8 protein-coding genes and 3 pseudogenes are annotated in these 13,716 nt (G+C 62.0%); 9 read left to right on the top strand and 2 right to left on the bottom strand.

Annotated features, from left to right (window positions below):
- The first annotated feature begins 1 nt into the window (after nt 1).
- The 8 genes and pseudogenes from CSV86_RS25240 to CSV86_RS25205 all read left to right on the top strand — a co-directional run bounded on the left by CSV86_RS25240 (nt 2) and on the right by CSV86_RS25205 (nt 10,684).
- Nucleotides 2–1,504: an S-type pyocin domain-containing protein gene (locus CSV86_RS25240; RefSeq protein WP_009402418.1), complete on the top strand. Its 1,503-nt coding sequence runs from the start codon at nt 2–4 to the stop codon at nt 1,502–1,504.
- A gap of 112 nt (nt 1,505–1,616) precedes the next feature.
- Nucleotides 1,617–2,615, top strand: a complete 999-nt coding sequence (locus tag CSV86_RS25235) for a phosphate ABC transporter substrate-binding protein PstS (protein WP_009402416.1) — start codon at nt 1,617–1,619, stop codon at nt 2,613–2,615.
- Between the two features lie 142 nt (nt 2,616–2,757).
- Nucleotides 2,758–5,044: pseudogene (locus CSV86_RS25230) on the top strand (ABC transporter permease subunit).
- An 18-nt stretch (nt 5,045–5,062) separates the two neighbouring features.
- Nucleotides 5,063–6,732, top strand: a pseudogene (pstA, locus tag CSV86_RS25225) (phosphate ABC transporter permease PstA).
- A gap of 82 nt (nt 6,733–6,814) precedes the next feature.
- Nucleotides 6,815–7,648: a phosphate ABC transporter ATP-binding protein PstB gene (gene pstB / locus CSV86_RS25220; RefSeq protein ID WP_009402410.1), complete on the top strand. Its 834-nt coding sequence runs from the start codon at nt 6,815–6,817 to the stop codon at nt 7,646–7,648.
- Nucleotides 7,649–7,740: 92 nt separating this feature from the next.
- On the top strand, nt 7,741–8,496 hold the full coding sequence (gene phoU, locus CSV86_RS25215) for a phosphate signaling complex protein PhoU (protein ID WP_009402408.1): 756 nt from the start codon (nt 7,741–7,743) through the stop codon (nt 8,494–8,496).
- 165 nt (nt 8,497–8,661) lie between these two features.
- Nucleotides 8,662–9,558, top strand: a complete 897-nt coding sequence (locus tag CSV86_RS25210) for a response regulator (RefSeq protein ID WP_009402407.1) — start codon at nt 8,662–8,664, stop codon at nt 9,556–9,558.
- A gap of 230 nt (nt 9,559–9,788) precedes the next feature.
- Nucleotides 9,789–10,684 (top strand): annotated as a pseudogene (locus CSV86_RS25205) (peptidoglycan DD-metalloendopeptidase family protein).
- Between the two features lie 6 nt (nt 10,685–10,690).
- Here CSV86_RS25205 and CSV86_RS25200 read toward each other — a convergent pair.
- Together CSV86_RS25200 and CSV86_RS25195 are read right to left on the bottom strand one after the other, a co-directional pair.
- Nucleotides 10,691–12,028, bottom strand: a complete 1,338-nt coding sequence (locus CSV86_RS25200) for a hemolysin family protein (protein ID WP_009402405.1) — start codon at nt 12,026–12,028, stop codon at nt 10,691–10,693.
- A gap of 222 nt (nt 12,029–12,250) precedes the next feature.
- A complete protein-coding gene (locus CSV86_RS25195; RefSeq protein ID WP_000349485.1) occupies nt 12,251–12,565 on the bottom strand; it encodes an ArsR/SmtB family transcription factor in 315 nt (104 codons plus the stop codon).
- A 141-nt stretch (nt 12,566–12,706) separates the two neighbouring features.
- Here CSV86_RS25195 and CSV86_RS25190 point away from each other — a divergent pair, with 141 nt between their 5' ends.
- A complete protein-coding gene (locus CSV86_RS25190) occupies nt 12,707–13,711 on the top strand; it encodes a permease (protein WP_040363373.1) in 1,005 nt (334 codons plus the stop codon).
- Nucleotides 13,712–13,716: the final 5 nt, after the last annotated feature.

The raw sequence follows: 13,716 nt of genomic DNA, 5'->3' as shown, positions 1-13,716 counted from the left end.
AATGGAATTCAAGCCAGCACTTATCGACTACACCCCCGAAGAATTCGAATCCCTCGTCCAGACCCTCTGGAACGCCGACCTGGACAACGCAACCCACGCCCGACTGATCGACCATTTCGACAAGATCATCGGCGACCCCATCGGTGCCGACCTGCTGTTCTATCCGCCTTATCTGGAAACCGGCACGGCCCACTCGGTCGATAGCATCGTATTTCACGTCCGGCAGTGGCATTACCGCCAGGGCAAGGCCGCTTTCCGCAACGACCCGGTACCGGCCCCGCCCAAGCCGGCTGTTCGCTTGAGCCAGCAGGAGCGCAAGGTCGCCGAGTCGAACAAGGAACTGGACAAGACCAAGCAACTGGTCGCCCAGATCGATGCGGCGATGAAGTCAGTCGATGACGGCGTGCAGCAGGTTGCCCGGTTGCTGGACCTCTGGCAGGCGCAACCTCTCGATTCGCGGTCCGTTGCCGCACATATAGAGGAAATGAGCGCGCTCGAAAGCGCGCAAACCGACATGGTCCGCGCGATAAAGGCACTCGAGTCCATGACACTGAAGGTCCAGTTCGCCAAGTCCGGCGCCGAGCGCAACCTCACCAGTCCATTCCGTGATCCGGCTATCCAGGCCCAGGCGCTCGCCCTTATCACTGCGGGCAGCAGCCGCTATCTGGCATCTATGGCCGCTACCGAGCAGCGGCATCGGCAGTTGCACGAGCGCTGCATGCTGCTGTTCGCGGCAGCGGAGGATCACCTTGTTCGCCGCTTGTCCGCGCCTGGGGTGCAGGTCGGAAATACAGCGAGGGTCGTGACGCTTTCATCCCGAGCTTGCCAGTTGCGTCCGGCATTGATGTTCGCCGAAGCCATCGCAATCGATGACCCTGCACATCTCACCGCCATGAAAAAGTCCATCCGTTCCGCCGTGGCCGAGTTCAGTTGGCAGGCGACCTCACTCAAGGACGAACATCCGGGCACCTTCTGCGGTGTCGCCGGCTTCTTCTTCGAGCACTGGAAGGAGCGAAGCGAGTACGCGGTCAGCGTGCCGCTTGGTGATCTGATGCCCATTGATGGTCACGACTGGGAAGCGCTGGCCCGCTCCGGCGCCGAGGTCGATCTGCCTTATCGCCTGTTCTCCCGATCCGCTCCGGTCGAACGGCGGAAGATCGTTGTCGGGCTGAAAGAGATCACGGCAACGCAGCAGATCTGCCTGACACCCACCAGCGGCAGCGAGTTGTCTGCGAAGGTCAAGGTGGTAGCCGTGGGGCAGACGCTCAGCCATGCGGTTTCAGGGTTGTCGTCCATGGAACTGCGCTGGAGCACGGCGATCGTCGGCCAGTCCGCCGCGCGTCAGGTGGGCGGTGTGATCGACCTGCCCCAGACGCCCTTGCTGGAGCCTCTGAGTGCTGTCGGCCAGGTGAGGTTCGATGATTGCATCCTGGTCTTCCCGACAGGCAGCGGCCTGGAGCCGCTTTATCTTATGTGCAAGCGCGGCAGGGGCGTTCCAACGTAATGAATGATGGCCTTTAATCTAATTGTCACAATCCAGTCATAGATTAGACACGCGCCCTGCAGATACTGGGCCCCGATCCATCTCACCCCCGAATTCCTGCTAGGAGCAAGGCATGAAACTGAAGCGTTTGATGGCGGCCCTGACCTTTGTCGCCGCTGGCGTTGCCACCGCCAATGCGGTCGCCGCTGTTGATCCAGCCATTCCGACCTACACCAAGACCACCGGTGTGTCGGGCAACCTGTCCAGCGTTGGTTCCGATACCCTGGCCAACCTGATGACGCTGTGGGCTGAGGCGTACAAAAAAGAGTACCCGAACGTAAACATTCAGATTCAGGCCGCCGGCTCCTCCACCGCACCGCCCGCGCTGACCGAAGGCACTGCCAACCTGGGCCCGATGAGCCGCAAGATGAAGGACGTCGAGCTGCAGGCCTTCGAGCAGAAATATGGCTACAAGCCTACCGCCATCCCAGTGGCCGTCGATGCCCTGGCCGTGTTCGTGCACAAGGACAACCCGATCAAGGGCCTGACCATGGCCCAGGTCGATGCGATCTTCTCCTCGACCCGCCTGTGCGGCGCCAAGGCCGACGTCAAGACCTGGGGCGACCTGGGCGTGACCGGCGACCTGGCCAACAAGCCGGTGCAGCTGTTCGGCCGCAACTCGGTATCCGGCACCTACGGCTACTTCAAGGAAGAAGCCCTGTGCAAAGGCGACTTCAAGCCTAACGTCAACGAGCAGCCAGGTTCGGCTTCCGTGGTGCAGTCGATCAGCTCCTCGCTGAACGGCATCGGCTACTCCGGCATCGGCTACAAGACCGCTAGCGTCAAGACCGTAGCCCTGGCCAAGAAAGAAGGCGGCGAGTTTGTCGAAGACAACGAAACCAACGCCCTGAACGGCACCTACCCGCTGTCGCGCTTCCTGTACGTGTATGTCAACAAGGCGCCGAACAAGCCTCTGGCCCCGCTGGAAGCCGAGTTCGTCAAGCTGGTCCTGTCCCAGGCCGGTCAGCAGGTCGTGGTGAAGGATGGCTACATCCCGCTGCCAGCCAAAGTGGCTGAAAAAGCCCTGGCTGACCTGGGCCTGTCCCACAGCGCCGGTGTCGCAAAAAACTAACCTGTGATCTCGTGGGGCCCGGTGGACGCCGGGCCCCAGCGGCAAATTTCCAGTCCGCTGCCAGAACCACCTGTGCGGCGGGCTTTTTTGCGTCACCGCATTGTCATGTTTCTGTCATATGGGACCGCTAGGGTGTGTGCGCATGAATGATCTGGCCAACTCCACAATGACCCAAAACTCTCCCCCGTGCGGATTGACTTCAATACGCCCGAGCTGCAACGCAAGCGCCGCATCCGTGCGCTCAAGGATCGCCTGACCCGCTGGTATGTACTGGTGGGCGGGCTCGCTGTATTGGCGGCCATTACCCTGATCTTCTTCTATCTGGCCTATGTGGTAGTGCCGCTGTTCCAGGGTGCGAGCCTGACCAGCAAGCCGGCCCTGGAGCCCGCCTGGCTGCAGCAGGACGCCGGCAAGCCGCTGATGATTGCCCTGGAAGAGCAGAACCTGGTGGGCATGCGGGTTTCCGACAAGGGCCAGGCCCTGTTCTTCGATACCAGGAGCGGCGCCGAGCTCAAGCGTGTCGATCTGCCCCTGCCGGCCGGTGTCCAGGTAACCTCCATCGGTGCCGACCAGCCTGGTAGCCCGCTGGTCGTGCTGGGCCTTTCCAATGGCCAGGTGCTGGTGTTCCACCACACCTACAAGATCACCTACCCGGACAACAAAAAGACCATCACCCCCGCCATCGACTACCCGTACGGCCAGGAGCCCATTGCCCTGGACGAGCAGGGAAGGGCGCTGGAACACGTAAGCCTCAACGTCAATGGCGATACCTTGCTGCTGACCGGGTCTGCCGGTGCGCACCTGCAGGTGCTGCGGCTGAGCCGCTCGGAAAACATGATGACCGGCGAGGTCAGCAACGAGCAGGAACGCATCGACCTGCCGCAGATGACCGAGCCGGTGAAGCAGATCTTCGTCGATCCGCGCCAGCAATGGCTGTACGTCATCAACGGTCGCGCCCAGGCCGATGTGTTCAGCCTGCGCGAGAGGAGCCTCAACGGCCGCTACAAGCTGGCCGAGGACGGCAACGCCGAGATCACCGCCAGCGCCCAGCTGGTCGGCGGCATCTCGCTGATCACCGGCGACTCCAAGGGCGTCCTGACCCAGTGGTTCATGGCCCGTGACCCGGATGGCGAGCAGCATCTCAAGCGCATCCGCGATTTCAGGATGGGCGACTCGCCCATCGTGCAGATCGACGCCGAAGAGCGCCGCAAGGGATTCATCGCCCTCGATGCCAGCGGCAAGCTCGGCGTATTCCACAGCACCGCGCACCGTACCCTGCTGATCGAACAGGTGGTCGACGGCCCGGGCATCCTGGCGTTGTCGCCGCGGGCCAACCGGGTGTTCATCGAGGACGGCAGCAAGCTGCAGCCGCTGAGCCTGAAGAACCCGCATCCGGAAGTTTCCTTCAGCGCCCTGTGGGGCAAGGTCTGGTACGAGAACTACGACGAGCCCAAGTACGTCTGGCAATCCACCGCCTCGAACACCGACTTCGAACCCAAGCTGAGCCTCTCGCCGCTGACCTTCGGCACCCTGAAGGCCGCCTTCTACGCCATGATCCTGGCCGCTCCGCTGGCGATTGCCGCCGCCATCTACACCGCTTACTTCATGGCCCGGGCATGCGGCGCAAGGTCAAGCCGGTGATCGAACTGATGGAAGCGATGCCGACGGTGATTCTCGGTTTCTTCGCCGGCCTGTTCCTCGCACCGTATCTGGAGGCTCACCTGCCGGGCGTATTCAGCCTGATGCTGTTGCTGCCGCTGGGCATCCTGGTCGCCGGCTTCGGCTGGAGCCGCCTGCCCGAGTCGATCCGCCTGCGCGTGCCGGATGGCTGGGAAGCGGCGATCCTGATCCCGGTGATCCTGTTTACCGGCTGGTTTGCCCTGTACATGAGCCCGTTCATGGAAACCTGGTTCTTCGGCGGCGACATGCGCCTGTGGATCACCAACGACCTGGGCATTACCTATGACCAGCGCAACGCCCTGGTGGTCGGTATCGCCATGGGCTTCGCGGTGATCCCGAACATCTACTCGATCGCCGAGGACGCCGTGTTCAGCGTGCCGCGCAGCCTGACCCTGGGCTCGCTGGCGCTGGGCGCCACGCCCTGGCAGACCCTGACCCGGGTGGTCATCCTGACCGCCAGCCCGGGCATCTTCTCGGCGCTGATGATCGGCATGGGCCGCGCCGTGGGCGAAACCATGATCGTGCTGATGGCCACCGGCAACACGCCGGTGATGGAGCTGAACCTGTTCGAGGGCATGCGCACCCTGGCGGCCAACGTCGCGGTGGAAATGCCCGAGTCGGAAGTCGGCGGCAGCCATTACCGCGTGCTGTTCCTGGCGGCGCTGGTGCTGCTGATGTTCACCTTCGTCATGAACACCTTGGCCGAGCTGATTCGCCAGCGTCTGCGCAAGAAATACTCGTCGCTTTGATAGAGAAGGTAGCGATCCGTGAAAAAGGATTCCCTTAAAAGCTGGTTCAAGAGCGGCGCTCCCGGTGTCTGGATCAGCGGTGGCTCGGTCGCCATCGCGGTCATCATGACCATCGGCCTGCTCGCCGTCATCGCCGTGCGCGGCCTGGGCCACTTCTGGCCCGCCGACCTGGTCCAGGCCAGCTACAACGTGCCGGGCCAGCCGGCGCAGGTGGTGGTGGGCGAGGTTGTTCAGAAAGAAGAAGTGCCACGCGCGCGCCTCAAGGGTGCCGGCCTTCCGGTGCCGGACGACGGCCCGGAATTCATGACCCGCGAGCTGATCAAGGTCGGCAACCGCGACCTCAACGGCAGTGATTTCACCTGGGTGGTCGGTGAGTGGCTGGCCGACGAGCAGCGCCCGGCCGAGCTGATCGCCCTGGAGCGCCGCGAGTGGGGCAACTTCTACGGCTACCTGGTCAGCGTCAAGGAAAACGGCAAGGTGGTCGCCGAAGGCCCGGCCGCCTGGGCCGAGCTGCAAAGCCGCCTGGCCCGTGTCGACAAGCTGGCCAGCGACCTGCAGACGCTGGAGAAGAAAGATATCGGCGCCATCAACCATGGCCTCGAACGCCTGCGCCTGCACAGTCGCAAACTGGAGCTTGAAGGCAAGCTGGACGCCACCGCCCAGGCCGATATCGAGTCCGAGCGCGCCGAGCTGAACAACCGCTACAAGGCCATCGAAGAACGCCTGGGCAACCTGCACCGGGACTTCGCCCGCGACTCGATGGTCGCCCGTGACGGCAGCGGTCGCGAAGTGGAAATCAACCTGAGCAAGATCGTCCATGCCTACCAGCCAAACGGCATGGGCCTGTTCACCAAGCTTGGGGTGTACTTCGCCAAGGTCTGGGAATTCCTCAGCGACGACCCGCGTGAAGCCAACACCGAGGGCGGTATCTTCCCGGCCATCTTCGGCACCGTGATGATGACCCTGATCATGGCGGTGATCGTCACCCCGTTCGGCGTGCTGGCGGCGGTCTACCTGCGCGAATATGCGCGCCAGGGCCCGGTGACCCGGCTGATCCGCATCGCCGTGAACAACCTGGCCGGCGTGCCGGCGATCGTCTACGGCGTGTTTGGCCTGGGCTTCTTCGTCTACGTGCTGGGCGGTTCGCTGGACCGCCTGTTCTTCCCGAAGCGCTGCCGGCACCGACCCTGGGCACCCCGGGCCTGCTCTGGGCCTCGCTGACCCTGGCACTGCTGGCGGTGCCGGTGGTGATCGTGGCCACCGAGGAAGGCCTGGCGCGTATCCCGCGCACCGTGCGCGAGGGCTCGCTGGCCCTGGGTGCGACCAAGGCCGAGACGCTGTGGAAGATCGTCCTGCCGATGGCCAGCCCGGCGATGATGACCGGCATGATCCTGGCGGTGGCCCGCGCCGCTGGCGAAGTGGCGCCGCTGATGCTGGTGGGCGTGGTCAAGCTGGCACCTTCGCTGCCCGTGGACGGCAACTACCCGTACCTGCACCTGGACCAGAAGATCATGCACCTGGGCTTCCACATCTACGACGTGGGCTTCCAGAGCCCGAACGTCGAGGCCGCCCGTCCGCTGGTGTACGCCACTGCGCTGCTGCTGGTCCTGGTGATCGCCACCCTGAACCTGTCGGCCGTGTGGATCCGCAACCACCTGCGCGAGAAGTACAAGGCGCTGGACAGCTGATCGCCGCACCCTTGCTAGCGCCGCCCGTGTCCCGTCACGGGCGGCCCGATGAAACGAAATTGATAGCGTATGGAGTCTTACCATGCAGCATGAATCCCACGCCCACGGCATCGACATGTCCGCCCTGGGTCGCGACAAGCAGAGCCTGCGCCTGGCCGAAGAAACCGTGGCCATCGAAGTCCCGGGCCTGAGCCTGTACTACGGCGACAAGCAAGCCCTGTTCGATGTCAGCATGAACATCCCCAAGCAGCGCGTGACCGCGTTCATCGGCCCGTCCGGCTGCGGCAAGTCGACCTTGCTGCGCACCTTCAACCGCATGAACGACCTGGTCGATGGCTGCCGCGTCGAGGGCGCCATCAACCTGTACGGCAACAACATCTACCGCAAGGGCGAGGACGTCGCCGAGCTGCGTCGCCGCGTCGGCATGGTGTTCCAGAAGCCCAACCCGTTCCCCAAGACCATCTATGAGAACGTGGTCTACGGCCTGCGCATCCAGGGCATCAACAAGAAGCGTGTGCTCGACGAAGCCGTCGAATGGGCCCTGAGGGGCGCTGCGCTGTGGGACGAAGTGAAGGACCGCCTGCACGACTCGGCACTGGGCCTGTCCGGTGGCCAGCAGCAGCGTCTGGTCATTGCCCGGACCATTGCCGTCGAGCCGGAAGTCCTGCTCCTCGACGAACCCTGCTCGGCCCTCGACCCGATCTCCACCCTCAAGGTCGAAGAGCTGATCTACGAGCTGAAGTCCAAGTACACCATCGTCATCGTGACCCACAACATGCAGCAGGCAGCGCGGGTCTCCGACTACACCGCGTTCATGTACATGGGCAAACTGGTGGAATTCGGCGACACCGACACCCTGTTCACCAACCCGGCGAAGAAGCAGACCGAAGACTACATCACCGGTCGCTACGGCTAGGTCCGGCCCGGGCAGCGCGCGGTTCGCAGGACAGAAACGAATGACTTGGAGCTTGCAGCCTGGAGCTGGAAGCTTCCTCGCGGAGCGAAAGCATGATCGATAAAGACAGCCTCACCCATCACATCTCCCAGCAGTTCAACGCCGAGCTCGAGGAGGTGCGCAGCCATCTTCTGGCCATGGGCGGCCTGGTCGAGAAACAGGTCAACGACGCGGTTACCGCGCTGATCGAGGCCGACTCCGGCCTGGCCCAGCAGGTGCGTGAAGTCGACGAACAGATCAACCAGATGGAGCGCAACATCGACGAAGAGTGCGTGCGCATTCTTGCCCGTCGCCAGCCGGCTGCGTCCGACCTGCGCCTGATCATCAGCATTTCCAAGTCGGTGATCGACCTGGAGCGCATCGGTGACGAATCGACCAAGATCGCCCGCCGCGCCATCCAGTTGTGCGAGGAAGGCGAGTCGCCACGTGGCTATGTCGAGGTCCGGCATATCGGTGACCAGGTGCGCAACATGGTGCGTGACGCGCTGGATGCCTTCGCCCGCTTCGATGCCGACCTTGCGCTGTCCGTGGCCCAGTACGACAAGACCATCGACCGCGAGTACAAGACTGCCCTGCGCGAGCTGGTCACCTACATGATGGAAGACCCGCGCTCGATCTCCCGCGTGCTCAGCGTGATCTGGGCGCTGCGCTCGCTGGAGCGGATCGGCGACCACGCGCGCAACATCTCCGAGCTGGTGATCTACCTGGTGCGTGGCACCGACGTCCGGCACATGGGCCTCAAGCGCATGAAAGAAGAGGTGCAGGGCGTCGAAAAAGCTAATGTTCCGGCCGAATCTGACGATAAATAAGACTGCCCCAAGAACTGACGCCCGGCTTTTGGCCGGGCGTTTTCGTTTGCGGCAGCGCAATTGAAGGCACCCGCGAACGAATGTGTCGTTGTCCCGGCGTGACCGAAGTTTTGGCAAATGGCCATCAGTCAACGTTATGCTAGTCGGGATATGGAAGGAGTGGCGATGAGTAAAGTCAGTGTGCTTGTTGTGGATGATGCGCCGTTCATCCGTGACCTGGTAAAGAAATGCCTGCGTAACTATTTTCCCGGCATGGTCATAGAGGATGCGGTCAACGGGCGCAAGGCCCAGACCCTGATGACCAAGGACGTCTTCGATATGGTCCTGTGCGACTGGGAGATGCCGGAGATGTCCGGCCTCGAGTTGCTCACCTGGTGCCGTCAGCAAGACTCGCTCAAGGCCCTGCCGTTCATCATGGTGACCAGCCGTGGCGACAAGGAAAACGTGGTGCAGGCCATTCACGCCGGCGTCTCGGACTATGTCGGCAAGCCGTTCACCAACGAGCAGTTGCTGACCAAGGTGAAGAAAGCCCTGGCCAAGGTCGGCAAGCTGGAAGCCGCCATGGCGGGTGGCCCGGCGCGTACCTCCACCGGCTTCGCCAATGATTCGCTGTCGGCCTTGACCGGCAATGCACCCAAGACCGCCGCTGCAACGGCAGCTCCGGCGCCTGCTGCCAAGCCGCTGATCAACGCGCCTGCGCCCCAGGCCCAGCCGGCTTCGCCCAGTGGCCGTGGCCAGGGTCAATTGCGCCTGTCCAGCGGCAACCAGCCGTGCATCATCAAAGCCCTGACCCTCAAGGAAGCCTCGCTGGTGGTACGTCGCAGCGACGCCCTGCCACAAGTGCTGGAAGGCGCCGTGCTCGATCTGGAGCAAGGCGAGAACTCCGAGATCGCCCGTCTCAACGGCTACCTGCACTCGGTCGCGGCCATGGAGCCGAAGCCGGACAGCGACTGGCTGCAACTGATCTTCCGCTTCGTCGACCAGGATGCGCAGAAGCTGGATTACCTGTCGCGCCTGATTGCCCGTGGTACGGCGCAGAAGCAGTACATTCCAAGCGCCTGATTACTTGGTTGCTGCTGATGGCCTCATCGCTGGCAAGCCAGCTCCCACACCCCTGTGGGAGCTGGCTTGCCAGCGATGAGGCCAGTGAAGATATGGCCGTTTAGCGGCAAATTGCCACCGCTGATCGGCTGCAACCCTCTCAAGCCGTTTCCACGGCTCCCCGGCCGATTCCCCGCTGCTAGTCTTCGACGATAACCCCAAGAAAAACCGTCGTCGGAGGGCCTCCCGTCATGCCCGTTCGCCTGCTGCTGTTCTGCGCATTGCTGTTCGCCGCCGGACCGGCGCTGGCCAAGACCATCTACCAACACCGGGACGCCTTCGGCGTGGTCACCTATTCCGACCGGCCGATCGCCGGCTCGCGGCCTTTCATCTTCCGCGACCGCATGGACGAGAAACTCGATAGCCAGGTCCATCTGCAAGTCACGCCCCATCCCGGCGGCGTGCATTTCTCTGTCTACAACGAGCTGTACGCCCCGGTGGAGGTCGAATTGCGCCTGGAGCGCCTGGGCAATGCCCGGGAAGCGGGGCCGCGGGTGGTGCGCCGGGTGATTCCGGCGCGGGCCACGGTGGCGCTGGCCGGGCTGACGGCGATCCAGCCAGGGCAGAAGATCAGCTACAAGGAAACCCTGCGTACCGCCCTCGGCGATCCCGCCCTGCGGCCGCAGGCCTATCGCTATCCGTTGCCCTGGCGCGGCGGGCCCTTCCGTCTGACCCAGGGGCCCAACGGCCGCTTCAGCCATTTCGGCCCCAAGGGCCGTTACGCCATGGATATCGCCATGCCCGAGGGCACGCCGATCATAGCGGCGCGGGCCGGGGTGGTGGTGAAGGTGGAAAACCGGCAGAGCGGGCGGGGAACCCAGCCGTCAGGCAATTTCGTGAGGGTCCTGCATAACGACGGCACCATGGGCGTGTACCTGCACCTGATGCGCGGCTCGGTGGTGGTGCGCGAGGGCCAGCAGGTGGCCTATGGCACGCCGCTGGCACGCTCGGGGAATACGGGAGGAGCACCGCGCCGCACCTGCATTTCGTGGTGCAGCGCAATGTCGGGCTGGCGGTGGAGTCGATTCCCTACCAGTTCAACCAGCCCATCGGCGGGTTGCCGAACTTCACCGCCGGCAACCCCTGAGGCGGCTCAATCGAGCTTGAGCACCTTGGCCAGGACGATCTTCGGCCCCTTCATCTTCTTGATGATGATGCGCAGGCCTTCGACTTCCAGCACTTCTTCCTCTTCCGGGACCCGCTTGAGGGTCTCGTAGACCAGGCCGGCGAGGGTTTCCGCCTCGATATGGTCAAGGTCGATGCCCAGCAGGCGCTCGACCTTGAACAGCGGCGTATCGCCGCGCACCAGCAGCTTGCCCGGCTGGTAGGCGAGGATGCCGCGCTCGGTCTTGCGGTGTTCGTCCTGGATGTCGCCGACCAGCACTTCCAGCACGTCTTCCATGGTCAGGTAGCCAATGACCTTGCCGTCGGCTTCCTCGACCAGGGCAAAGTGCGCGCCGCCCTTGCGGAACTGCTCCAGCAACTGCGACAGCGGCATGTGCCGGGAAACGCGCTCCAGCGGGCGGACCAGCTCGACCAGGTTGAACGACTCCGGTACGTGGTCCAGGGCCGCCAGTTCCAGTAGCAAATCCTTGATATGCAGCAGGCCGACGAACTCGCCGCGTTCGGCGTCGAACACCGGGTAGCGGCTGAACTTGTGTCGGCGGAACATCGCCAGGATCTCTTTCAGCGGCGCATTGACGTCGAGGCTGATCATGTCTTCCCGGGAGTTGGCCCAGTCGACGACTTCCAGCTCGCCCATCTCCACGGCCGAGGCGAGTACGCGCATGCCCTGGTCGCTCGGGTCCTGGCCGCGGCTGGAGTGGAGGATCAGCTTCAGCTCTTCACGGCTGTAGTGATGCTCGTGATGCGGGCCGGGCTCGCCCTGGCCGGCGATGCGCAGGATGGCGTTGGCGCTGGCGTTGAGCAGGTAGATGGCCGGGTACATCAGCCAGTAGAACAGGTACAGCGGCACGGCGGTCCACAGCGACAGCAGCTCCGGCTTGCGGATCGCCCAGGATTTCGGGGCCAGCTCGCCGACCACGATATGCAGGTAGGAAATCACGAAGAAGGCGCTGAAGAAGGACACCGCCTTGATGATTTCCGGCGACTGCACGCCGACTGCGGCCAAAAGCGGCTCCAGCAGGTGGGCGAAGGCCGGCTCGCCGACCCAGCCGAGGCCCAGCGAAGCCAGGGTGATACCCAATTGGCAGGCGGACAGGTAAGCGTCGAGTTGACTGTGGACGGTGCGCAGGATGCTGCCGCGCCAGCCGTGCTGCTCGGCGATCGCTTCGACCCGGGTCGAGCGCAGCTTGACCATGGCGAACTCGGCGGCGACGAAGAAGCCGTTGAGCAGAACCAGGAGCAGGGCGAAAAGAATCATGCCGAAGTCGGCAAAGAGGGAGGCGAGGCTAATACTGGAAGGTTCCATGATGGAGTTTTAAAGGATTCCGTGTTCTTGAAATAGAAAGAAATAGGGGTATCCGGAATTTCTGGTTGATAAAATGCCAAAGATGTAAAGAAGAAAATCTTTCTCAGCGGATTATCTGATTGATCCTCTTCAGCCTACTCTACTGCCAATTTTCTGTTTCCACCTTCGCCTGAGTCTTCATAGCGATGCTGACTAGGGAGGACAGCGAGAGCTGGGCAAGCGTCAAAGCGGTTCTGGTTCATGCGCAATCCGGACACCTGCACAACATTCCTCTTGTAAGAAACCGATCAAATTCTCTAGGTGCCCATACTCGGGTATACAGACAATCGTGCGGCTATGTTTCTCCTGCCGGATCAGCCCTACCTTGGCCATGCGCGCAAGGTGATGTGATAGCGTCGAAGCAGGAATACCCAGCCCCTTCTGGATATCTCCGACCGAAGCCCCATCATGGCCAGCTTTGACCAGAAAGCGGAACACGGACAGTCGGTGACTATTCCCTAGCTCAGCTAAGCTGGCTGCAACCTTTTCGTGATCCATAGCACGCCCCAATAATTCGATGTTTCTAGAATTATAGTTGACAGGTCGGATAAACGCAAGTAGGCTGCGTACATCATTTCGACAATACTAGAAATATAGGAGTAATATTGAATGTCATCTCAACTCCAAGACGCTCTAGGCATGTTCGCCTTTCTCGCTATCGAGCTATCGGTTTTATTCATTGGCATTAGCTTGCTGGTCGGAGTTCTTCAACGTCACATCCCACCATCCAAGGTGGAAGCGTTACTGACTTCCAGTGGGAAGCGAGGCTATTTTCTTGCTGCTGGTTTAGGAGCTATAACGCCCTTCTGTAGTTGCTCGACTATCCCCATGTTGAAAGGGTTGATTCGGGCACGGGCCGGTTTTGGGCCGATGATGGTGTTTCTTTTCTCATCTCCGTTGCTGAATCCTATCGTCGTCGGCCTGCTGGTTGCCACGTTTGGATGGACACTTACTGCTATCTATGTGCTCGCCGCTTTGGTGGTCGCGGTAGGTGCCGGATGGCTGCTTCACACGCTTGGCTTCGAGCGTTATGTGCGCCGGACGGCGACACAAGAGAGCAGTGGATGTAGTTCATCAGCAAGCCCGTGCAGTGCTACATCGACCGCATCGAGTTGCGGCACCAACAGCTGCGACACCACTCCGAAGACGGCTTCTTGCGGGGCTGATAGGAAGACAACAGTCTCTACGTCTAGCGAATGCTGTGACAGTCAACCCACTGTCACGGTTAAGAAAGAAGGGAAGTACAGTGGTGTGTGGCGGGAAGCTTGGTCGGACTTTATCGATGTGTTGCCTTACCTGCTCATCGGTATTGCGATTGGCAGCGTGATCTATGGTTTCATGCCCACTGACTTATTGGAGCAGTATGCAGGCCCAGATAATCCCTTTGCCATTCCAGTTGCCGCTGTCATCGGCGTGCCGTTGTATATTCGCGCTGAAGCCGTCATACCTCTGGCAGCGGCTCTGATGGCCAAAGGCGTGGGTGCCGGGACGGTGCTAGCGTTGATCATCGGCAGTGCCGGAGCCAGCCTGACTGAGCTCATTCTGTTGCGCTCTTTGTTCACGCTGAAGCTTTTAGCGGCGTTTTTAGCAGTCATTTTTGCTATGGCGATGATTGCCGGTTACGCCACCTACCTGTTTTTCTGATCAAG

Origin of the sequence: Pseudomonas bharatica CSV86, from assembly GCF_000319305.2 — a bacterium.
Taxonomy (GTDB): domain Bacteria; phylum Pseudomonadota; class Gammaproteobacteria; order Pseudomonadales; family Pseudomonadaceae; genus Aquipseudomonas; species Aquipseudomonas bharatica.
Note: the sequence above shows the minus strand (reverse complement) of the source record. Positions and strands in the feature narration are given on the sequence as shown.